Source organism: Chroococcidiopsis sp. SAG 2025 (assembly GCF_032860985.1).
In the GTDB taxonomy this organism is placed as follows: Bacteria; Cyanobacteriota; Cyanobacteriia; order Cyanobacteriales; family Chroococcidiopsidaceae; genus Chroococcidiopsis.
Map to the genome: position 1 here is coordinate 5,267,794 of NZ_JAOCNC010000001.1, position 21,225 is coordinate 5,289,018.

A 21,225-nucleotide genomic window follows, 5' to 3' on the forward strand; every position below is an offset into this window, starting at 1 on the left:
AGCATAGCCGAATTTACGCCAAGCTCTACTAGAGCGATCGCTATTTGCAAGCCACAATATGAAAAATATGCCAGTACTTTTGTTCGCCTAAAGCAGTTTTACCTGGGTGTTCTTCTTCTTGCAACCACTCAATTTTGAAAGGTTGCAACAATTCTTCCACCTGGGCGCGGGTATGATGGCTCATGTTAGGGTAGACTGCCCAAGAGTCGCGATTGCCAAATAGTTGACCGCAGAAACGTCCCCCAACCCGCAATGCTGCGATAATTTTGTTCCACAAGCTAGAGAAATGTTCCGGCGGACAAAATGGTAGACAAAAACTGGCATTGATTAGATCTACCGATTCTGGCAATACTATATCTTCAAAGCGCATTACCAGAGTTTCCAGGCGATGGAGATCCACGTCAGGACGATTTTGTAGACGGGCGATCGCCTCTGCTTCACCGTCAATCCCTAGTACCCGCCAGCCCCGCTTCAGCAGTTCCACCGTGTCTCGCCCGTCTCCACAGCCCAAATCCACCGCAAATCGCGAAGATTCCGCAGGTAAAGCCTCAAAACTTGTCAACGCTGCCAGCAGAGTATCTCGTGGCGGACGACCCTCCACTGCTTGGTAATATGCAGACCAATTTCGTTCAAAAACCTGGCTTTCTAGTTGATTGTTCGTGGACATAATTCAGGGAGCAGGGAGCAGGGAGCAGGGAAAGACAAGGGGGACGAGGGAGACTCTTGAGAAGTCGTAAGTCGTAAGTCGTAAGTTTTCACGTACCACTGTCTTACTGTTAACCGTTAACTGTCAACTGTCAACTAACGATCGATGACCAATGACCAAATAAAATTGCTATGTCTAATTTTGTTCCAACGCGCTATGAGTGTAGCAATTTTTGGGGCAAACTCTAGAGCAAGCCTGACAACCAATACAGTATTCTGGATGAACGATAGACATAACTTTGCGCTCGATTTCCTCCGCCTCCTCATCTTCGACAAACTCCCCATCTTCATTCAGTGCTTGCAGTAGCAGTACGTTCCGACCGCAGGCTTTAAAACATCTACCACAACCAATACATTTATCTTGGTTAATTTCTTGCACGAATTGGGGTGTCCAAACTTTACCCCCAAAAGTTAAACCAGTAAGTGTTGCCATAGTGTATCTCCTCGATATTAAGTAAGTCAAAAGTTAAAAGTCAAAAGTAAAAAGACTGTAAGAAATTAGATGTATTTCAGCTGATTCAGTCCTTGCCTTGCGGACTTCGACTGTGTAGCGCGCATTCTATTCGCCGAGTGTTTTTTCTCAACCGCCGGAATAGAGCAGTTAACAATCCGGTACTACCAGCAGCCTTAATCGGTTCAGAAATCAATCGCGCTTCCGTCAACCGCACGTAGATTGCATCAGCAGACTTTTGGCGAAGAATCATGCGATCGCCTCCTACTGCGATCGTGTAGGCAGGCGATGGTCGCGAAGCGAACCGCCTTCGGCATCGCTGTTCTAAAATGATGGTGATTCCAGGTACAATGCCCATTGTCCTGAGTTCCTGTACTGTAGCCTCGTCTGCACTCTCGACTCTGTTAATGACTCCCTGTTCTCCAGGTTGGAGTAAACTGAGCGAGGAGCCAAAAATGGTAAAAGTTTCAGTAAACATATTGCGCTCAGACTAAATAGGCTTCTTGGTGGGTGCGGATCGTGCAGTCCGAGCGAGGATAGGCAACGCAGAGAAGCACAAACCCTTTAGCAACTTGTTCGTCATCTAGAAACACCTGTTCGGATTGATCGATTTCGCCTTCAACCACTTTGCCAACGCAACTAGAGCAAGAACCAGAGTGACAGGAAAAGGGCAAATCTAGTCCTTGTTCTTCTGCGGCATCCAGAATCGTAGTAGATTCCTCAACAGGGATGGTAATGTCGAGCGATCGCTTTTTATTGATTAAATGCACTTGATAAGTCGTCATCGTCGTGTCCTCCAAAATGAATTAAGTTATCATCAGCTACATGGCACGCCAGCAGGAGTACAATCGCCTGCTTGGAACGATTTCCCACAGCCACAGGTATCAGTAGCATTGGGGTTGCTAAACTTAAATCCGCTTTCTAGCAAGCTATCGACAAAATCTATGACAACTCCTTCTAATAAAGGAGCGCTTTGCGAGTCAATGTAGATGCGTAATTTGCCTTGCTCTACTACGATGTCGTCTGTCCGTGGCGTACTGGTAACGTTTAAGGAATACTGGTAGCCACTGCAACCACCATCCTCCACAGCAACACGAATGCCTCGTTGAGCAGCGTTTTCTTCTTTGCTAGCGGCTTGCAGAAAGGTACGGAGACGGAATTCTGCAACTTCTGTTAGTGTTAGGGTCATAATTCCTCCTGAGTTAGTTGTTAGGGGTGAGGGGAGAAAAGAGCAGAGGGGCAGGGGAGCAAGATAATCCAAAATCTAAAATCCAAAATCTAAAATCTAAAATTCTCCCACGCACTACTTGCTATACAGCAACGTAATCGCGCGATCGCGCCGTAGGATGATACGAGAAAGCAGGAGTACCGCAAACCGGACAGTTAGGATCGTGGTAGGGGCGGCGCTTGGCAAATTCTAAACTGCCCAAGTCCATCGTTAGCAGTTGCGATAGTAGTGGTTGACCGATCCCCGTAATGAGTTTGATTGCTTCTAGTGCAGTCAAACAAGCCAGGGTTCCAGATACCGCACCCAAAACCCCAAAGCCGCGTTTATCCCAATCGGGCTTTTCTGGAAATATGCAAGATAAACAAGGAGTGCGATCGGGGATAATTGTGGTTAAGTATGCCTCCATGCCATTCATCGCTGCTTCCACCATTGGCTTTTTCCAGCGCACGCAGGCAGCATTTAACAAATCGCGCTCGATGAAGTTGTGGGCGCAGTCGAGGGTAACATCAGCAGCTTGCACTAAATCGTCAACATTCTCTGGCGTGACATACTCGCAAACAGCATCGATTTGGACATCTGGGTTGATCTGTTCTAGCGTTGTTTTCGCTTTGAAAACTCTGGGTTTGCCCACCCAATCATCGCTCATGAGAATTTGGCGATTCATGTCATCTAGTCGCAGTTCGCCGCCCCGTACCAGGATGAGCCGCCCAACTCCTGCTACCGCTAGATAAAGCGCCGCCGTGCCACCCAGCCCGCCTACACCTGTCACCAGTACTGTTGATGATTTCAAGCGTTGCTGTGCCTCCTCGCCAAAACCAGGAAGCATAATTTGGCGACGGTAGCGTTCTAATTCGATGGGGGTGAGGTTTAACACAGTTTTTCTCCTCAATCTGCACCAATTTCTGTTAGCAAAACTACATTGTGTGGCTTCTCGTTAAACACCTTGAATAACTTTTGTTCGACAGGTTTGGAAGCGAGAAAAACGTCATAAGCTTGCTGGAGAGCATTGCGATATTGACTCAGCCGTTGCTCGTCGTTTAACTCAGGAGAATCGCGATCGATCGCTTTGATATAGTTAGAGAATTTCTGCAAAATATGCAAACGATTCACATTTACAAACTGAGCATCGTAAGGCAAACCAAAAAACTCAAAATATTGCTCTGCATCGACAATTTGTTGAAATTGGGCTAACTTGCTCATTTTTCTGACTCCAGTTTTGTTAGCTTTTGCTTGAGTTCGTCAATCTGTCGATAGATTTCATAGGTTTGACCTGCAACATCCATTAATTGGTTATAGTTAGTAGGTAAACCTTCTGCAAGATCGTGCAGATCCATCTTCATTTGTCCGGCTTTACTGTTGAGCTTTTTGATTTGATTTTTAAGCTCGTTAATCTCTGGGTTAACGCTAGAGGTTTCTGTTGCTTGCACCATACAAATCCTTTTGAAATTGCTACAGTTTGCCAACTTCGGGATAACGTTGAGCCAGATCGACACCTTTTTGAACTAACTTATCTGCTTCAGTTGTTAATTTTTCCAAGGAATCAAAGCCGAAACGTTGAGCATCGCGTAAGGTTCTAGCAACTAGTAACAGACGACCGGAAAAAACAAGTACCCAGCCGAAACCTTCATGGCTCAGATCGATGACCACCTGAGATAATAAGCCTGTTTCTTGTTCGATGCGAGCCGCGATCGCCCGATAGAATGATAAAATTCTACTTTTTGTCACAGGGTCAACATCACCATCTACAGAAATTTTGCGCTTAGCTTCTTTGCTGACAATATAGGGTTTGATGACTAATTCATCTGCCCAGTTGCGGTAAAAACCATAGGAATCTTGGGCGCGAATTTGTCTGACTAACTCTTGAACAAATAGAGAATCTAAGGCTTCGTTAGTAGTAGTTTGGTTGGTGGTTTCAGTAGCGCTCATACAGTTACTTCCTCTTCTACATCAAAACTAGGTGATTGTTGTTGTAAAGCTTTTCGCAACCAGGGGGGAGGGCTGCCTTTCAAAGTTTGAACTAACTTTTCCAAAATATCGATAATTTCGTCATCTTCAGATCTGGCTTTAATTGGTGTAATGCGTTTCTTAATTAGCCGAGCCGCTGCACTGCCGCCGATCGCTGATACATAAACAATTGTGCAATCGTATAACGCTTCAATTTTTGGCAGTAATTTGTCCTCGTTACCATCTTCTTTAAGATCGCCATTAAATCGGAGAGTTTCTACAAACTGATACCCTTCTGGCGAAACTTCATAAACATCAATTTTTTTTGCCCAACCAAAGTGAGCGTTAATATGAATTCTGTCGTTAGTTGTGAAGGCAATTTTCATGTTGTCCTCCGTTGGATTGGTAATTAGTAATTGGTAATTGGTAATTGGTAATTGCTAATAGTGGTCTTTCAATTAGCGATTAACCATTAGCTATTAGCCTTTAATGCTTGGCTTTCGCTTCTTCTGCTTCGAGAAATAAATTGCCAAGATCGAATAAAAGTTGAATTGTTCCTTGGTAGCCGACAATGCAACGCTGTCCGTTACCTAAGCGATCGAATACGGGAAAACCGAGGCGATAAAAGGGAGTATCGAGGCGACGAGCGATCGCTTTAGTATGAGAATTACCGATTAATAGGTCAGAACCTACTGCTAATTGCTCGAAGTCTTCTAAGTCGCCAATCGTGACGCTTTCGACTGGTAGTTGCTCTAAAAGGGGCGATTTTGTGGTTGTGACTGCGGTATGAATTTCAGTCCCCATCGATCGCAAAAACCAGGCTATTGACCACATTAAATCCGGTTCTAGTGCTAGCGATACCTGCTTGCGCCCGAAGTAAAAGTGAGTGTCTAGCATCGCATCTTGCAACTGGCGGCGTTGGTGACAGTATTTTTCTGGTACTTCATTGCCGCTCAAATCGACTAGTCCTTGCATGAAGTCATCCACTGCGTCTAATCCTGTTAGTTGCGGAAAGACTTCGTAAGGTATGCCAAATTGTTTTTGCAAAATCTCCGCAGCACCGCGCACGCTCTCGCCTAGTGCTAGGGTAAATAACGAACAACCCATCTCTCTTAGTTCTGCCAAAGTCGTGCCACCACCTGTCACCGCGCTGTAGGAATCATCCAAATGACCGTCGAGTGAGGCGGAAAGATCGGGTACGACGATGGGTTTTAGTCCAAAGGCAGAGACGATATCTTTTATCTCCTGTAAATCCCCTGGTGTAAACGCAGAACTTACCAAAAGATTAATTTGGTCTAATCTGGTTTCTCCAGGTTGAGGCAGTTCTTTAACAATGCTTTCGACAGCTGCGGCAAAACCATCTTGCAATGCACCTTTAAAATCAGGCGTAGAGGCAAACGCGATCGGTAAGTCAGTTAATTCGGGGTGACGTTTGCGGATACTTCTGAGGATGCCTTCCATGTCATCGCCTCTACTTTCCGTCAGTCCAGTAGTACACAAACCAATAATTTCTGGCTTTGATTTCTCCATCAGCGTCAGGATTGCTTGCTCGATATTGTCCTCGCCACCCAAGACAGTGCTAACTTCAGTCATTGCAGTGGTAGATAGGGGAATTGCTTCCCGAAAATGTCGCACTAACATGACTTTGGCGAAAGCAGTACAACCCTGAGAACCGTGAAACAGAGGCATCACGCCTTTTAATCCTAAAAATGCTAAGGCTGCACCCAATGGCTGACTTTGCTTTAAGGGATTGACTGCAACTGCCTTTTTGGAATTTTGGATTTTGGATTTTGGATTTTGGTCACGCAAAGACGCAAAGGCGAAAAGAGAGGAAGTTTCTTTTTGCTCCTCTGCTCCTCTGCTCCTCTGCTCCTCTGCTTCCTGCTCCCAAGGTGCGGATTTGCGTACTTGCTGCCAAACTGGGCTGTGAAGGGCTTCGTCCAGTTCTCGCGCCATTTCAATCATGCCTGTATATCCGGCATAGGGATGATGGCGTTCTTGGTTGATGTCTAAGAAGGGAATTTTGGCTTTGAGGGCGGTGTATTGATTGCGACCACCAGCAATCAACATATCGGCTTTTGTTTGGGCGATCGTTCTTAGCAATTCTTGGGCATTACCTTTTTCTAGCATGATGCCGTCTTTACCCAGCAATTCTTTAATGCGGGCTTTATCTTCCTCGGTACTTTTTTTCGTGCTAGTGGCGACAACTTCCATCCCCAAGTCTTTAGCCGCAGAGATAATCGACCAACTTTTCACACCTCCGGTATAAAGAACAACACGTTTACCACGAAGGCGATCGCGATACGGAGCTAGAGCAACATCTAACGCCGCTGTTTCTTGGGCAATTAGTTTCTCTACTCGCTCTTGCAGATCTGCATCGCCTAGTTTTGCCGCAATATTCCGCAAACAGCGATTCATGTCATCCACGCCGTAGAAAGATTCTTCTATATAAGGAATGCCGTAGCGTTCCTCCATCTTTCTCACTACGTTGATCAGCGCTTTGGAGCAGATCGTGACATTGAGTTTGGCACGGTGGGCGTAGCGAACTTCGTTGTACTTAGCATCACCCGTAATTTTGGCAAGGACTCGAATACCTAATTTTTCAAATAGAGGCAATACGCCCCATAATTCTCCAGCAATGTTGTACTCGCCAATCAGGTTGATATCATAGGGGGTGGTAAATTCTGGTTCGGCGCTACCGATAACGTATTCTAGTAAGGCTTCCCCGCCGACGCGATTGCCAAGATTTTTACTACCAATAAAGCCAGGAGAATTCACAGGGACAACGGGTGTACCTGTTTTATTAGCAGCGGCTTGGCAGACTGCATCCAAGTCATCACCAATCAGGGCAGTGACACAAGTAGAGTAGACGAATACCGCAGCAGGATTGTAGCGTTGCTGCACTTCTAAAATCGCTTTGTACAGCTTTTTTTCCCCACCGAAGATGATATCGTTCTCATTCAAGTCAGTTGTAAAGCCCATTTTGTAGAGATGAGAGCCAGAAGAAAGGCTGCCACGACTACCCCAAGAGTTACCAGCACAAGCGATCGGTCCGTGGACTAAATGAGCCGCATCGGTGATTGGGACGAGGGCGATCGATGCGCCATCAAAGGCACAACCCCCTTGAGCCGCGCCTGGTTGGGCTTGTTGCTGACAGGACTTATTTTTCTTTTGTCCGTGCTTGTGGTGATTGTGTTCGCATCCTGGCTCGCTGAGCAGCTCGTTAATTTTACCTTGGGTGATTTTCATGGCTTCATGGCTAATGATTAATAGTTAATGGCTAATGGCAATGAACGATTAGCAACAAACAATTAGCCATTAGCAAATGTATTTCGTGACATCTTCACCGCACTCATCGGAGAGGTAGGATAGGCTGCGGAAGCGCAATCCTACAAATTCGTTATAAAGCGGGTTGAGTTTGCAGAGTGCCGGAATGTGAAAGGTACGTCCGAATAATTTGATGTCTCGTTCAAACGGGCAGCAGCAGGGAATGACTTGACAAATGAGATGGGCAGTATGGCGATCGCATATCTGGATTTGATTCACCCATCGACGTAGGGGAGAGAGTACGAAGCCTGGAATTTTTGTGGGAATTACAGAGCGATCGGTGGTGTGGCTGATGGTAGTCATGATAAAAGCAATCCGATTCCAGTTATAAAAGATCTATGAGGGCTGTTGATGGTTAACAGTTGATAGTCGATCGCTATTAGCCATGAACGATGAACAATTCACAAAACTCCACTGATTACCGATCGCCCAGCGATTATCGAATCAAGTCGTAGGAAATATCGGTTTTTGCGGGAACAATGGTGTTGCGATCGAGTTCGTCTAGCAGCGTATTGACGATCCAGTTGAGCAGGTTGATTGCTCCTTGATAGCCAAACGTCGCGTAACGGTGTAGGTGATGGCGATCGAATATTGGGTAGCCAATTCGTACGAGTGGGGTATGGGTGTCGCGCCACAGGTACTTACCGTAGGAATTGCCGATGAGTAAGTCTACGGGTTCGGTAAATAGGAGCGATCGCATATGCCACAGATCCTTACCACCCCAAATTTTTGCAGTATTACCAAAGGGGCTAGCATCCAAGATCGCTTGCAATTCTCGCTCGAATACTTCGTTGCTGTTTGACACTACAATGTGTACGGGTTCAGCACCGACTTCTAGGAGAAATTGCACCAATCCGATGACGAGATCTGGATCGCCATACAGAGCAACGCGCTTGCCGTGCAACCATGCTTGAGAATCAGTCAGCGCATCCACTGCACGTCCCCGTTCGTCTTCTAATTCTTTAGGAATTGGCTGTCCGGTAAGTTCTGATAGTTTCATCAAAAACTCGTCCGTGCCTCGGATACCCACAGGGCGGGTGACTGAGGTGGTTTGTTTCCACTCTTTTGTGATATACTCCCGCGTCTTGGTGGTAGAGTATGCTTGGAAAGCGATCGTAGCTTCAGCATTAATCGAATCTGCTCCATCTTCCAATGCCGTACCACCCTGGTACATCCGATACTCGCCATCATTAGGCGAGTCGAGGTAATCGGAGTTATCTGCTAGTAAGGTGTAATTAACGCCCATCAAGGATGCTAGCCGCTTCACTTCTCGCAAGTTGCCGATGTAGGTTTCAAAACCAGGGATAAAGTTAATTTTGCCGTTGGTTGTTTCTTTCTTCTTGCCTTCAGTTAGATTTGACAAAATCCCTTTCATCATGTTGTCGTAGCCCGTGATGTGGGAGCCGACAAAGCTGGGGGTATGAGCGTAGGGAACTGGAAAATCTTCAGGTACAGATCCCTTTTCCTTGGAAGTTTTGATAAAAGCACCCAAGTCATCTCCGATTACTTCTGCCATGCAGGTAGTACAAAGGGCGATCATTTTAGGCTTGTAGAGATTGTAGCTATTCGCCAAGCCATCGATCATGTTGTTTAGTCCACCAAACACCGCTGCATCCTCAGTCATAGAGGAAGAAACAGCAGAGAATGGTTCTTTAAAATGGCGAGTGAAGTGGGTGCGGAAGTAAGCAACGCAACCTTGAGAACCGTGAACGAAAGGTAAGGTTCCTTCAAAACCAACAGCAGCGAGAATTGCGCCTAAAGGCTGGCAGGCTTTAGCGGGGTTAACGGTTAAAGCTTCGCGAGCAAAATTCTTTTCGCGGTACTCCCAGGTTTTCGTCCAGTCTGCAACGCGGGCAACTTCTTCAGGGCTATGTCCACCTTCAAACTCTTTCTTAGCCTGAAATAACTCTTGGTACTCGTCCTGATGAAATAGTGTAGCGTGGTCTTTAATATTGTCTACGTTGTGCTGAGCCATGACTGTTCTCCAATATTAGAGGCTGAGGATAAGCAATTAGGGATCGATACTTTTCGGTTCAGAGCAGATTAAAGTTCTTGCAAAAGTACTGGATTTGTATAATTCAACACAGATGAACGCAGATGGACGCAGATGGACGCAGATGAACACAGATGGGCGTTGGCTTTTGCAAGTGATTTATTGGATTGCGGGCTGATGGGAAGAGAAGGAAGATGATATTTGTAATTTCCTCCTTGTCTCCCTTGTCCTCCTTGTCCCCCTTGTCCCTCTGCCTACTTCTTCCACGGAGCGCCAATTAATCCCCAAGTTGGGCTGTTTAGCGCTAAATCCATATCTCTTGCAAAGATGGCAAAGCCGTCATAACCGTGGTATGGACCGGAGTAATCCCAGGAGTGCATTTGACGGAAGGGTAGCGCCATTTTCTGGAAGACGTATTTTTCTTTAATTCCAGAAGCGATCAGATCCGGCTTTAATTCTTTGACAAACTGCTCGAATTCAAAAGCAGAAACATCGTCATAGATCAACGTGCCGTTTTCAATGTAGTGGGTGGTACGCTTGTAGTCGTCGTTGTGACCGAACTCATAGCCTGTACCGATCAACTTCATACCCAAGTCATAGAAAGCTGGAACGACGTGACGAGGACGCAAGCCGCCAACCATCAATGCTACAGTTTTGCCTTCCAGACGGGGGAGATATTTTTCTACGATCGCATCGCATTGCGCTTGGTATTTAGCAATGACTTCTTCTGCCTTTTGCTGGATTGTTTCGTCAAATTTTGCAGCAATCTCTCGCAAGGATTCAGCAATCTTGGTAGGACCAAAGAAGTTGTATTCTAACCAGGGAATACCATAAGCCTCTTCCATGTGACGGCTGATATAGTTCATGGAGCGGTAGCAGTGAACCAGATTCAGCTTCACCGTTGGAGTCATCATCATTTCGTGGAGCGTGCCGTCTCCCGACCACTGGGCGACTACGCGCAAGCCGATTTCTTCTAGCAGGATGCGGCTAGACCAGGCATCACCACCAATGTTATAGTCTCCGATAATTGCGACATCATAGGGCGTGCCTTCAATGCCCAGCTCTTTCTTTTTCTTATCTGCTTGGGGAAAAACCCAGTCGCGGATGGAGTCATTAGCAATGTGGTGTCCGAGCGATTGAGAAACACCTCGAAAGCCTTCACAGCGTACGGGAACAACGGTTTTACCAATTTCTTTCGTTGCTTTTTTCGCTACGGCTTCAATATCATCCCCAATTAGACCAATCGGACATTCAGACTGGATGGAAACGCCACGATTGAGCGGGAAGAGTTCTTCTAATGGGACTTTAAAACTTTCTAAGCCCAAATATAGCCGAACTTAGCTCTGTGAGAGGCAAATACATCAACATGCTCATTAAGCCAGCGGACCAAACGAAACTCGACTGCGGTGCGGAATGCCTCCAATGCTTCGGCAAAGGTTTGTAAGGGTTTGGTTGCCCAACGTCTGCGGAATCCGCCGGTCAACTGATGCCAAAGGATGAAGGTGTAAGCGATGAACACTAAAACCCAATGACGCTTCATACTCAGAGCATCCCGAACTTGATACTCACTCAAACCCAACCAGCCCTTGGCTTCTCGATAGAAGACCTCCACCCAGTTGCGAGCAGAATATGTTTGAGCTACCCAAGCCGCACTGACTTGGTTGTCAGAGGCATTGGTGAGAAAGTAATCCACCTCCGTCGCTTGCTCGAAACTAGAGGCATTGAGTTGAATCGCCAGCCAGCGAGTGCCTTCGAGCTTCGGAACGTGAACTGGTAACAGCGCCACCCAAACTGTCCGGGGCTGCTCCAGATTGAGTTGCACAGGTGTGAACTGCTCCACTGCCAAGGTTTGAGCAATAGCTTCTAATCCCTGCTTACGAGCAGACTCATCACCTGATGTTTGAGCAGTAACTTGGCGGTTTTTGGCGATTGCTGCCACGTAAGTTAGGTTTCTCGACTCCAACTGCTTGAGAAAAGGCGTGTTATTACCGTAGCCTGCATCAATTACAGTCACACCCGGTCGATAACCGCGCTTCAAGCATTGGTCAACCAAGTCTAGAGCCAGGTCAGGTTTTTTCTGGAAGTTGGGGTCTGCCTTGCCTTGCTCGAATAAACTTGCGTGTTGATAGAGTGCAACATCTAACGGCAGACGTCGCACTCCATCATACAAGTAGGTAGTCAGCAGCACAATACCATTGTCAGTCTTGCCAATCTCCCCAATGTACTGCCGTCCTACCCCATCAGTAGCCGCACCACTTTTGCGATGTCCCGAATCATCTACAATCAATGTGAAACCTTGACTCGGGGTCGTCTGGCGACACTGGTGCATCACCTCCAACCGCCGATTATTTAGCTTGACTTCATCCCAAGGGGCATTGTTGAGAAAATGTCTGAGGCTGTTGTAGGAGCCATCTACTGTATTTGTGACCAGTTGGCTCAGGTTTTTGCGCTGACTCTCACCCAGCAGTCCCCCTAGATAAACACGAAATTCCTGCCGCTGCTTCTGACGCGAAAATACATCATCAAACCGACGACACCAGTTCTCAAAGCACTGCGGCATCGCTGCTGGTACTTGATCTTTCACCTTACGTTGCTCCTGTCGAGACTGACGTAAAACGCAACTCCTACCCGCATTCTAGCTCAATTTGCTCCATCTTTCTTACAAAGTCCCACTAATTCGGTAATCAGCTTCGCGAGTTTTTTGTCACCACCAAAAACGATATCGCGTTCTTGGAAATCGGAAGTGAATTGCATTGTCCCGAAAGTGTCGATCCCTGTCGTGCCGATGTAATAGTTGCGACGACCAGACCAGGAGTAATAACCGCAACCTACAGGACCGTGGCTGATGTGGATCATATCTTTGATCGGACCCCAGACCACACCCTTAGAACCTGCGTAGGCACAGCCACGGGTGGTCATAGAACCAGGGACGGACTTGATATTCGATTTAACGCCGCAGTCGGATTTTCCTTCTTCGTAGACGTTGAGGTGTTTTTCCCGTTTTTTCTTGGCTTTATCTGGGTAAACTTCTAGGACTTCTTTAATCAGCGCCTTCTTGTCTACCGTAGTAGTAGCTTGCTCTAAAGTCGTGTTTTCAGGAGGTGTCATATTCTGCCTCTCTTAAGTGTAGGGAGTCGGGGTGAAGAAAGGGTGTAGGGTGTGGGGTGTAGGGAGTCGGGAGTCGGGAGTGGGAGAGTGGGAGTCGGGGAAGAAGATAGTAGTTAAATTCCCCAAGTCTTCCTTGTCCCCCAAGTCTTCCTTGTCCCTTAAGGATTAAACGGCAGCAACTTCTTCCGCAGTCTTGCCAACGAGATGCTCGTATTCTTTGTCGTCGCCAAGGATACCGAATTCGACGAGTAGCTCTTCCAATTCGTCCATCGAAATTGGGGTGGGAATGGTGAGCTTATCGTTTTCTTTGATCTTCTTAGCTAGAGCGCGATACTCGTTGGCTTGGTTGCAATTGGGTGCGTACTCAATTACGGTCATGCGGCGCAGTTCTGCGTGTTGTACAACGTTGTCGCGTGGTACGAAGTGGATCATTTGGGTGTTGAGCCGAGCTGCTAAAGTTTCGATCAGTTCGATTTCTCGGTCAACTTTGCGGCTGTTGCAGATTAAACCGCCCAAACGCACGCCGCCGGAGTGAGCGTACTTGAGAATGCCTCGTGCAATGTTGTTGGCAGCATACATTGCCATCATTTCACCAGAGGTGACGATATAAATTTCTTGTGCCTTACCTTCACGGATTGGCATAGCGAAACCGCCACAAACTACGTCACCTAATACGTCGTAAGAAACAAAGTCGAGGTCTTCGTAGGCTCCGTTTTCTTCTAGGAAGTTGATCGCGGTGATGATGCCACGACCCGCACAACCTACACCTGGTTCTGGACCGCCAGATTCTACGCAACGGACATCTTTGTAACCCGTAAGTAGAACTTCTTCTAGTTCTAGGTCTTCTACTGCACCACGTTCAGCGGCTAGGTGCAGAATGGTGGTTTGGGCTTTGCTGTGCAACATCAAGCGGGTGGAGTCTGCTTTGGGGTCGCAACCTACGATCATGATCCGTTCGCCTAATTCAGCCAAACCTGCGATCGTATTTTGAGAAGTGGTGGATTTACCGATACCGCCTTTACCGTAGAATGCAATCTGTCTAATGTTGTCAGTCATGGTTGTTTCTCCTGAAATTAGTTAGTGGTTGGGGTTGGATGGTGGCGATCGCTCTTGTCAAAGATGCGAGCGCGGTTGGTAAGAACGTCGCTGGTGGCGATCGCTCAACTGCTAAAACGCTAGAAACTGAGAAAGAGAAATCTTGCATAGATAATGGCTAAACTGCTTCTACTAACCAGTTTTGGCTGACGCGCTCTTGTAACTTGGCTTCGATCGCCACTTTTAGGGTTGCCGTACTGCTAGAGCAAGAACCGCACGCACCTTGCAGCGCTACTTGGACGCGAAGGACGCTATCGCGTCCCGCTTCGCTAACGCCTTCTACGTCGTACAGTTCCACATCTCCCCCATCGGCGATTAGTAGGGGTCTAACTTCTTCATCCAAAACTTTTTGAATTAGGGCAATCTTTTGCACGTTTGTTAGCGGACGTTGCGGTTCCTTAGTAGCTGCAATATCTGTAGCAATTTGTACGCCTACGGCTGGTTCTCTTTGCACCGCAGCGATCAGGTCGTCGATATCTGCCAGACAAGAACCGCACCCGCCACCCGCCTTCACATAGCTCGTTACCTGTTCGGCGGTGGTGAGGTTGTTTTCTCGAATTGCGCGGCGAATTTTGGTTTCGCTAATTCCAAAGCAACTGCAAACTAACGCCCCTTCATCATCTTCATGGGTATCTAGCGGAATACCTCGGTATTTATAAATCGCTGCTTCTAGCGCTTCCTGTTCCATCACCGAACAATGCATCTTAGCTTCTGGCAGTCCGCCTAGGTATTCTGCAATTTCTTTGTTGGTGACTTTGAGCGCTTCATCTAAGGTTAAACCCTTAATTAACTCAGTCAAAGCCGAGGAAGATGCGATCGCGCTGGTGCAGCCAAAAGTTTGAAATCGCGAGTCAAGAATTTTATCATTATCTACTTCAATCTTGAGGTGCAGTCTCAGGGCATCTCCACAAGCAATACTGCCGACTTCGCCAAATACAACTGCTATTCCTGGTTCGCGATCGTCTTCTAGCAATCCCTGGTTTTTAGGATTGTAGAAAAGTTCCATGACTTTATCTGTGTAGTCCCACATGGTAGTGATTGGTAATTGGTAGTTGATAGTTGGTAGTTGGTTGACAGATATTTCTCCTCTGCTCCCCTGCCCCTCTGCACAAGAAGCTCCTATCGATGAGCCAATGTTTCTTCTCGACCTTGCAGCCAGTCGGCTTGGTCGTTGTTGAAGGGTGAGAGGGCGCGGAGGCGTTCGACGATCCCAGGCATTACCGCTAAAACTGTGTCAACTTCGGCATCTGTGGTGTAACGGGAAAGGCTAAACCGGATCGAACCGTGTAAAGTCGTGTAGGGTAAGCCCATCGATCGCAATACGTGGGATGGTTCTAAGGAACCAGAAGTGCAGGCGGAACCGGATGAGGCACAAATGCCATAATGGTTCAGGGATAATAGGATGGCTTCACCTTCGATATATTTGAAGCCGATGTTGGTGGTGTTGGGCAATCTGTTTTTGCGATCGCCATTGACTTCGCAGTCAGAGATTGTTTCAAGTAGAGTTTTTTCTAGGCGATCGCGCAGTTGCTTTTGTTTCTTGGTTGTGGTGGCTAAATGCGCAAGTTCGATTTCGGCAGCTTTACCCAAAGCAACGATTCCTGCTACGTTCTCCGTTCCTGCCCTGCGTCCCCGTTCTTGGTGTCCTCCTACTAATAGGGGGCGGAATCTTACGCCTCGCCGCACGTACAAAGCACCAATACCCTTGGGTGCGTGTAACTTGTGACCAGACAAAGTTAATAGATCTACAGTGCTAGTCTTCATATTCAGGGGAATTTTCCCTACTGCTTGCACCGCATCGACGTGGAAGAGAGCGCCATACTCTTTTACCCGCAACCCAATCTGTTCGATGGGAAATACCACGCCCGTTTCGTTGTTGGCATACATAATTGTGACGAGGGCTGTATTACCTGTCATTGATGCTGCCAATTCATCCAAATCGATTTGTCCCTGGCGATTTACGGAAAGATAGGTAACGGAATAACCTTGAGTTTCCAACTGCTTGCAGACATTCAGCACTGCTGGGTGTTCTACTTGAGTTGTAACGATATGTTGCTTGTCTGGTTGTGCTTGCAGGGCGGCGCGAATGGCGGCGTTATCTCCTTCCGTACCGCAACTCGTAAAGATAATTTCTGAATCATCTGCCCCAATTAGGGCTGCAACTTGTTGCCGTGCTTGTTTTACCGCTTTGCCGACTTGCCCGCCGAAGGTATGCATACTGGAGGGATTGCCGTAAGATTCGCTGAGGTAGGGCAGCATCGCCTCTACAACTTCTGGGTCTACCCTAGTGGTGGCGTTGTTGTCGAGATAAATGCAAGTTTGCATGGTTAGGGGAGTGGGGAGTGGGGAATTGTAGGGGCGGGTTTTTCGCGAATACCTGTGTACTAAAACCAACAATCTTGCGGTTCAACCCGCCCATATGGGAATCAGGCATTGTAGGGGCGGGTTTTTTCGCGAATACCTGTACTAAAACCAACAATCTTGTGGTTCAACCCGCCCGTGCATTAGTTATGAACCGTAGTCAATTTCAAACCAGAGAATTTTTCGGAGTAAGTATCAAACCAGCGTTCCCAGTAACCTTGTTTCTTGGTTAACTTACCTACTAAGCGATTGTAGGTAGTAAACCACGATTCCCAATAATCGCTAGGTTGTGGTATGCAACCGTCATATGTGGGACAACCAGCAGCGCATTGAGGTACGCTATAAGCACTGCCAACACAGTTTGTACAAAGGGCGGGATCGATCCAGTGCTTGCCGTCAGTGATTTTGATAGCATCTGTAGGACAGACAGAAAGACAACGATCGCAGGAAATACATTGGCTGGTAATTTTGTAAGCCATGACTATTCTCCTTGCAGGTTTTGCAGATATTGCGCGTAAAATTCACTTGCAACTTTCTCAATCACGTCGTAAGCTTCCACAGCTTGGATTCCAGCTTTTTGCAATTCTTCTTGAGGACAGTGACCGATCTTAGAAACTAATACCGCTTTGCAATCAGCGATCGCTTTGATAATGTGGTCTAGAGTCGCTTCCTCACCATACCCACCCTGGCAGTAATGGTCGATTTTGCGGTGTCCGACAAATTTAGCTTCGTTAGCATCCACTTCAAACACTTGGAATTCTTTGGCGTGACCGAAGTGCTGGTTCACCATGCCACCACCTTTGGTAGCGACTGCAACTAAGATTTTGATACTGTTAGCAATTTTCTTGGCAGCTTTCGCTTGTTCTTTAACAGCTTTGATTTCTGCTTTCGACTTTTCAATTCCTGCATGGACTTCTTGCCGCGTCTCCAAGTTATACTCTGGAGTCATTTCCATGAATTTCTCTTTGGTAAATTCCTGGCTGCGGTCTTCGCCTAACAATCCCACTGCATCGGCGCGACATTGGCGACAATGGCGCATCATTTTCATGTTGCCAGAACACTTATCCTGTAGTGTCTTCAGTTCTTTGGGTGTGGGTCCGCGTTGACCTGTCAAACCGAAGTGAGTGCCGTGTTCTGGAGCAGAAATCAGCGGCATAATATTATGTAGGAATGCCCCGTTAGCGCGAATGACTTCATCGACTTCGGCTAGATGCTCGTCATTGATGCCTGGAATCATGACCGAATTCACTTTGCACAGAATATCGGCTTCTCTGAGAGCTTGCAATCCTTCCATCTGCCGTTCGTGCAGAATCTTGACTCCTTCAATCCCTCTGTAGCGCTTGCGTCTGTAGTGAACCCAAGGATAAATCTTCTCGCCAACCTTTGGGTCAACCATATTAATAGTAATAGTGACGTGATCGACATTCAATTGTTTAATGCGATCGACGTAATCGGGAAGCATCAAGCCATTGGTTGACAAGCAAAGTTTGATATCCGGTGCTTTGTCTGCAATCAACTCAAAGGTGCGAAAAGTCTTTTCTGGATTCGCTAAAGGATCTCCAGGTCCCGCAATTCCTAACACTGTCATCTGAGGAATCTTACCTGCAATTACCAAGACTTTGTGCGCTGCTTCTTCCGGTGTTAATAACTCGCTGACAACACCAGGACGGCTTTCATTGGCACAGTCATATTTACGGTTGCAATAGTTGCACTGAATATTACAAGCTGGTGCTACTGCAACGTGCATCCTAGCGTAGTGGTGGTGCGCTTCTTCGCTATAACAAGGATGCTTTTCAATCCGCGCCTTCATTTTTTCATCTAAACTAGGTGCGGCATCGGTTTTACTGCTACAACCACAACTACCAGATTTAGCTTTAGTTTTTGCTGGTGTTGCGGTGGGGGTTAGGAGTCCGGTAGGTGGTGGTGTCATTGAATTTCGCTGCTGGTAGGATTAGGTTGACTGGCATGATGGGAAATGCTCTAGCTCGATCTCAAGAAGAAATTAAAGTTGCGGTGTAGTCTGAGAACCTGCCTACGCTGGTTATATATCCCTTGACCTTTAACTAGTTCGTCCACGTTTGGGACTTGGGTAAAATTGGACTTACAGCCGCAACTTCTTACTCATCAAGGTATGTGCTATGTCATCTCTAGTCGCTTATCGCTACAACCTTTGTTAGTTAGCAGTTAGTGCATTAGGTGTTTAGCGATATATGTTTTATAGCAGCCACCTCAAAAGAGGGTGTTGCTGTGGTTCGGGATAGAATTTATTGAATTAATTAAACTTGTACTCAAAAATTGCAGCTTTTAAATACCAAGGTTTTAGCAGCTTTTAAAAAAAGTTTTTGGGTATGGGTGCTAGTATTTTTTGAGTGAGGTGCGAGTATTTATGGTGAAGGGGTTCAAGTATTTCTGTACTCGCCTTAAAGTCAGTTCTAGCAAGGGTTTGAATGCGATTTGAGTTTCTTTTTGGTTTTTTCCGTTCTGTACTCAAATCGTATGGGATCGCTGCCCAAAGTGCTATTTACTCAGGCAGTTTGAGAGCAAAGGACTAGAATAATCGATCGAGAAATACCCCAGTTCTTCAGCAACATTCAATTCTGTATCTAAAATATCACTTTTTACTTAAAAACCAAATTAATATTGTTTTAATTATGTAAGATACTGGAAGAAAGGCAGAGGGCAGAGGGCAGCAAGCAGAAGTTGTAGTAGCTCTATTTGTAGGGTGAGCAATGCTAGCCCTACGCTTGTTTTTTCAAAAAATAAGTCATAAGATAGCAAAGCGTAACTTGATATACAGAAAAAAAATCATTTAGAATAAAACTCTCCGGCGATCGCAGATGAGTACAAGTTAATCTATCCAAAAAATAGTAGCAAAAACACCTTCAAATCCCATGGGGTTAAGGATTTAGTTTTGAGTACATAAATACTTACTCCCTACCCCGATCAATACCAGTACCCCTAACTGAAAAATACTAGTACCCCGAACCCAAAAAAACTTTTTTTCAGCTTGCAAATCCCAATTGAGTTGGGGTTTAGATTAATTGAGTACAAATTAATATATCCAATAAATCCAATCGACATCGGCTGCATAGCTGCGGGTAGAGCTGCCTGATATAAGCAGAGATAACACACGGCTCCTCCACTCCATCAAGTCCAATGCAACAGATCTCCAATACCTTTACAACCCAAAAGACGGACAAACAACATAGTTTGTCATTTTTGCAGCCATTATTGACAGATTTTCGGATTATCTTCGAGCGCGATCCGGCAGCACGTAACTGGTTAGAGGTACTTTGTTGCTACCCTGGCTTTCATGCAATGGTGCTGCATCGTCTCGCGCACTGGTTGCATTGTCGTGGAGTTGCGTTTGTTCCCCGCTTGATTTCTCATCTAGGACGATTTTTAACGGGAATTGAAATTCATCCAGGCGCAAAGATCGGGCAAGGCGTGTTTATCGATCACGGCATGGGTGTAGTAATTGGAGAGACTGCGATCGTTGGAGACTACGCGCTGATTTATCAAGGTGTCACCCTCGGCGGGACAGGGAAAGAAACTGGTAAACGCCATCCTACCTTGGGTAAAAACGTTGTCGTGGGTGCAGGTGCGAAAGTTTTAGGCAATATTCAAATTGGCGATCGCGTCCGCATTGGTGCAGGTTCAATTATCTTGCGAGATGTCCCCTCAGACTGTACTGCGGTAGGAGTCCCTGGGCGCAATATTTGCCATAAAGGTGTGCGTGACTGTCCCCTAGAACACGCAAAACTACCTGATGTAGAAGCAAGCGTGATTCGTTCCCTATTAGAACGAATCGAGAAACTCGAACAACAATTAAAAGTCAAAAGTTAAAAGTCAAAAGTCAAAAAATAGGAGACGGAAGAATCAAAATACATTCTTCCCGACTCCCGACTCCCGATTCCCGACTCCCGATTGCTAAACCAAATCTAATAATTTAAGACTGCCATATCCCGTAATTAATAATTGAGAAAAACTTTTAAAAAGGACACTTTGCTTATGTTTAAGCCCACCAGTTCCAGTCCAAATGTTCAAATTGTCGAAATACCCGTCAGCGATCGCTGGCGAATTTACCACCGCTTACAAGAGTTAAGTATCCCCTGTTGTTGTCCTGCGGATGGTTCTTTAGTGGTTGAAGTTAATAGTGCGCTCGCTGCCTTTCTCGTCCGCAGCACCGTACAGCATTTCTTAGCCACTCGCCAAGAATTACTCGATTGGTTAGAACGCTGCTGGACAGCAGACATTTTTTCTTAGTTTGTCATTTGTCATTGGTCATTTGTCATTTGTCGTGTTTTGACTTTTGACTTTTGACTTACCAATTACCCATTACCAAATCAAAAGGAGATAGTTAATGACACAAGCAACTGTATTACGTAACTTTGGGGAAGTGCTAGATAACCCCATTGGTTTAGGGCATGAAGTTACTGTTCCCGTTTGCGAAGGATTAAATATTGTCCTAGCAAGTTTTCAAGCCCTTTATTTACAATATCAAAAGCATCACTTTGTCGTTGAAGGTGCAGAATTTTATATGCTGCACCAGTATTTCAGCGAGAGTTACGAACAAGTTCAAGCACACGTACACGACGTTGGCGAACGCTTAGATGGACTAGGCGGCGTGCCAGCAGCTAGCTTTACTAAACTTGCAGAGTTGTGCTGTTTCATGCCAGAAGCAGATGGGATTTTTTCCTGTCGCCAAATGGTGGAAAACGATCTGCAAGCCGAACAAGCAGCGATCGATCTCATTCGCCGTCAAGCTGCCCAAGCAGAAAGTGTAGGCGATCGCGCTACTCGCTATTTGTACGAGCAAATTTTATTGAAGACTGAAGAACGTGCCTTTCATCTCGCTCATTTCTTAGCAGAAGATAGCCTAACTTTGGCTTTTGTTCAACCGATGAATGGGAAAAGTAAATCGTAAGTCGTAAGTCGTAGGGGCGGGTTCATCAAAAAACTCTGACTCCGACAAGAATTTCGGGTAAACCCGCCCCTACACAAGCAAGTCGA

24 protein-coding genes and 2 pseudogenes are annotated in these 21,225 nt (G+C 46.3%); 4 read left to right on the forward strand and 22 right to left on the reverse strand.

Annotated elements, in window-relative coordinates:
* Window positions 1-40: 40 nt before the first annotated feature.
* The 18 genes and pseudogenes from N4J56_RS25950 to nifH form a co-directional block, all read right to left on the reverse strand.
* Complete coding sequence (locus N4J56_RS25950) at window positions 41-667, reverse strand: class I SAM-dependent methyltransferase (protein ID WP_317109061.1); 627 nt, start codon at window positions 665-667, stop codon at window positions 41-43.
* Window positions 668-841: 174 nt separating this feature from the next.
* Window positions 842-1,138: a ferredoxin III, nif-specific gene (gene fdxB, locus N4J56_RS25955; protein ID WP_317109062.1), complete on the reverse strand. Its 297-nt coding sequence runs from the start codon at window positions 1,136-1,138 to the stop codon at window positions 842-844.
* An 85-nt stretch (window positions 1,139-1,223) separates the two neighbouring features.
* Window positions 1,224-1,634 (reverse strand): FeoA family protein, encoded by a 411-nt coding sequence (locus N4J56_RS25960; RefSeq protein WP_317109063.1) that lies wholly within the window; start codon window positions 1,632-1,634, stop codon window positions 1,224-1,226.
* 7 nt (window positions 1,635-1,641) lie between these two features.
* The gene (fdxH, locus tag N4J56_RS25965) at window positions 1,642-1,941 is read right to left on the reverse strand and encodes a ferredoxin FdxH (protein WP_317109064.1); all 300 of its coding nucleotides are present in this window, start codon (window positions 1,939-1,941) and stop codon (window positions 1,642-1,644) included.
* Window positions 1,942-1,973: 32 nt separating this feature from the next.
* Window positions 1,974-2,345, reverse strand: coding sequence for an iron-sulfur cluster assembly accessory protein (locus N4J56_RS25970; RefSeq protein WP_317109065.1), 372 nt, complete (start codon window positions 2,343-2,345; stop codon window positions 1,974-1,976).
* 121 nt (window positions 2,346-2,466) lie between these two features.
* The gene (locus N4J56_RS25975) at window positions 2,467-3,258 is read right to left on the reverse strand and encodes a HesA/MoeB/ThiF family protein (RefSeq protein WP_317109066.1); all 792 of its coding nucleotides are present in this window, start codon (window positions 3,256-3,258) and stop codon (window positions 2,467-2,469) included.
* A gap of 11 nt (window positions 3,259-3,269) precedes the next feature.
* On the reverse strand, window positions 3,270-3,584 hold the full coding sequence (gene nifW / locus N4J56_RS25980; RefSeq protein ID WP_317109067.1) for a nitrogenase-stabilizing/protective protein NifW: 315 nt from the start codon (window positions 3,582-3,584) through the stop codon (window positions 3,270-3,272).
* Window positions 3,581-3,814 carry a CCE_0567 family metalloprotein gene (locus N4J56_RS25985; protein ID WP_317109068.1) on the reverse strand — a complete coding sequence of 78 codons (234 nt, stop codon included), beginning with the start codon at window positions 3,812-3,814 and terminating at the stop codon, window positions 3,581-3,583. The genes nifW and N4J56_RS25985 overlap by 4 nt, the downstream gene beginning before the upstream one ends.
* Before the next feature lie 19 nt (window positions 3,815-3,833).
* Complete coding sequence (locus tag N4J56_RS25990) at window positions 3,834-4,310, reverse strand: NifX-associated nitrogen fixation protein (RefSeq protein WP_317109069.1); 477 nt, start codon at window positions 4,308-4,310, stop codon at window positions 3,834-3,836.
* A complete protein-coding gene (nifX, locus tag N4J56_RS25995) occupies window positions 4,307-4,714 on the reverse strand; it encodes a nitrogen fixation protein NifX (RefSeq protein WP_317109070.1) in 408 nt (135 codons plus the stop codon). The genes N4J56_RS25990 and nifX overlap by 4 nt, the downstream gene beginning before the upstream one ends.
* 100 nt (window positions 4,715-4,814) lie before the next feature.
* On the reverse strand, window positions 4,815-7,577 hold the full coding sequence (locus tag N4J56_RS26000; RefSeq protein ID WP_317109071.1) for a bifunctional nitrogenase iron-molybdenum cofactor biosynthesis protein NifEN: 2,763 nt from the start codon (window positions 7,575-7,577) through the stop codon (window positions 4,815-4,817).
* 69 nt (window positions 7,578-7,646) lie between these two features.
* Window positions 7,647-7,958 (reverse strand): Mo-dependent nitrogenase C-terminal domain-containing protein, encoded by a 312-nt coding sequence (locus tag N4J56_RS26005; RefSeq protein WP_317109072.1) that lies wholly within the window; start codon window positions 7,956-7,958, stop codon window positions 7,647-7,649.
* 133 nt (window positions 7,959-8,091) lie between these two features.
* The gene (gene nifK / locus N4J56_RS26010; protein WP_317109073.1) at window positions 8,092-9,630 is read right to left on the reverse strand and encodes a nitrogenase molybdenum-iron protein subunit beta; all 1,539 of its coding nucleotides are present in this window, start codon (window positions 9,628-9,630) and stop codon (window positions 8,092-8,094) included.
* Between the two features lie 272 nt (window positions 9,631-9,902).
* Window positions 9,903-10,946 (reverse strand): annotated as a pseudogene (locus N4J56_RS26015) (nitrogenase component 1); the annotation flags it as partial.
* Between the two features lie 17 nt (window positions 10,947-10,963).
* Window positions 10,964-12,232 carry an IS701 family transposase gene (locus tag N4J56_RS26020; protein ID WP_317104593.1) on the reverse strand — a complete coding sequence of 423 codons (1,269 nt, stop codon included), beginning with the start codon at window positions 12,230-12,232 and terminating at the stop codon, window positions 10,964-10,966.
* A gap of 89 nt (window positions 12,233-12,321) precedes the next feature.
* Window positions 12,322-12,756 (reverse strand): annotated as a pseudogene (locus tag N4J56_RS26025) (nitrogenase component 1); the annotation flags it as partial.
* Between the two features lie 12 nt (window positions 12,757-12,768).
* Window positions 12,769-12,900, reverse strand: coding sequence for a hypothetical protein (locus tag N4J56_RS26030; protein WP_317109076.1), 132 nt, complete (start codon window positions 12,898-12,900; stop codon window positions 12,769-12,771).
* A 21-nt stretch (window positions 12,901-12,921) separates the two neighbouring features.
* Window positions 12,922-13,812, reverse strand: coding sequence for a nitrogenase iron protein (nifH, locus tag N4J56_RS26035; RefSeq protein WP_317109077.1), 891 nt, complete (start codon window positions 13,810-13,812; stop codon window positions 12,922-12,924).
* A gap of 2 nt (window positions 13,813-13,814) precedes the next feature.
* Here nifH and N4J56_RS26040 point away from each other — a divergent pair, with 2 nt between their 5' ends.
* Window positions 13,815-13,973, forward strand: coding sequence for a hypothetical protein (locus N4J56_RS26040; protein ID WP_317109078.1), 159 nt, complete (start codon window positions 13,815-13,817; stop codon window positions 13,971-13,973).
* Here N4J56_RS26040 and nifU read toward each other — a convergent pair.
* The 4 genes from nifU to nifB all read right to left on the reverse strand — a co-directional run bounded on the left by nifU (window position 13,970) and on the right by nifB (window position 18,142).
* Entirely contained in the window at window positions 13,970-14,881 is a 912-nt protein-coding gene (gene nifU / locus N4J56_RS26045) for a Fe-S cluster assembly protein NifU (RefSeq protein ID WP_317109079.1), read from the reverse strand. The two genes, N4J56_RS26040 and nifU, sit on opposite strands and share 4 nt — an antisense overlap.
* Window positions 14,882-14,970: 89 nt before the next feature.
* Window positions 14,971-16,176, reverse strand: coding sequence for a cysteine desulfurase NifS (gene nifS, locus N4J56_RS26050; RefSeq protein ID WP_317109080.1), 1,206 nt, complete (start codon window positions 16,174-16,176; stop codon window positions 14,971-14,973).
* Window positions 16,177-16,355: 179 nt separating this feature from the next.
* Window positions 16,356-16,691 (reverse strand): 4Fe-4S binding protein, encoded by a 336-nt coding sequence (locus N4J56_RS26055; RefSeq protein WP_317109081.1) that lies wholly within the window; start codon window positions 16,689-16,691, stop codon window positions 16,356-16,358.
* 2 nt (window positions 16,692-16,693) lie between these two features.
* The gene (nifB, locus tag N4J56_RS26060) at window positions 16,694-18,142 is read right to left on the reverse strand and encodes a nitrogenase cofactor biosynthesis protein NifB (protein ID WP_317109082.1); all 1,449 of its coding nucleotides are present in this window, start codon (window positions 18,140-18,142) and stop codon (window positions 16,694-16,696) included.
* 1,226 nt (window positions 18,143-19,368) lie between these two features.
* Here nifB and cysE point away from each other — a divergent pair.
* The 3 genes from cysE to N4J56_RS26075 all read left to right on the forward strand — a co-directional run bounded on the left by cysE (window position 19,369) and on the right by N4J56_RS26075 (window position 21,139).
* Complete coding sequence (gene cysE, locus N4J56_RS26065; RefSeq protein WP_317109083.1) at window positions 19,369-20,058, forward strand: serine O-acetyltransferase; 690 nt, start codon at window positions 19,369-19,371, stop codon at window positions 20,056-20,058.
* Between the two features lie 165 nt (window positions 20,059-20,223).
* Window positions 20,224-20,478: an Asr1405/Asl0597 family protein gene (locus tag N4J56_RS26070; protein ID WP_317109084.1), complete on the forward strand. Its 255-nt coding sequence runs from the start codon at window positions 20,224-20,226 to the stop codon at window positions 20,476-20,478.
* 97 nt (window positions 20,479-20,575) lie between these two features.
* Window positions 20,576-21,139, forward strand: coding sequence for a Dps family protein (locus N4J56_RS26075; protein WP_317109085.1), 564 nt, complete (start codon window positions 20,576-20,578; stop codon window positions 21,137-21,139).
* The last annotated feature ends 86 nt before the right edge of the window (window positions 21,140-21,225 follow it).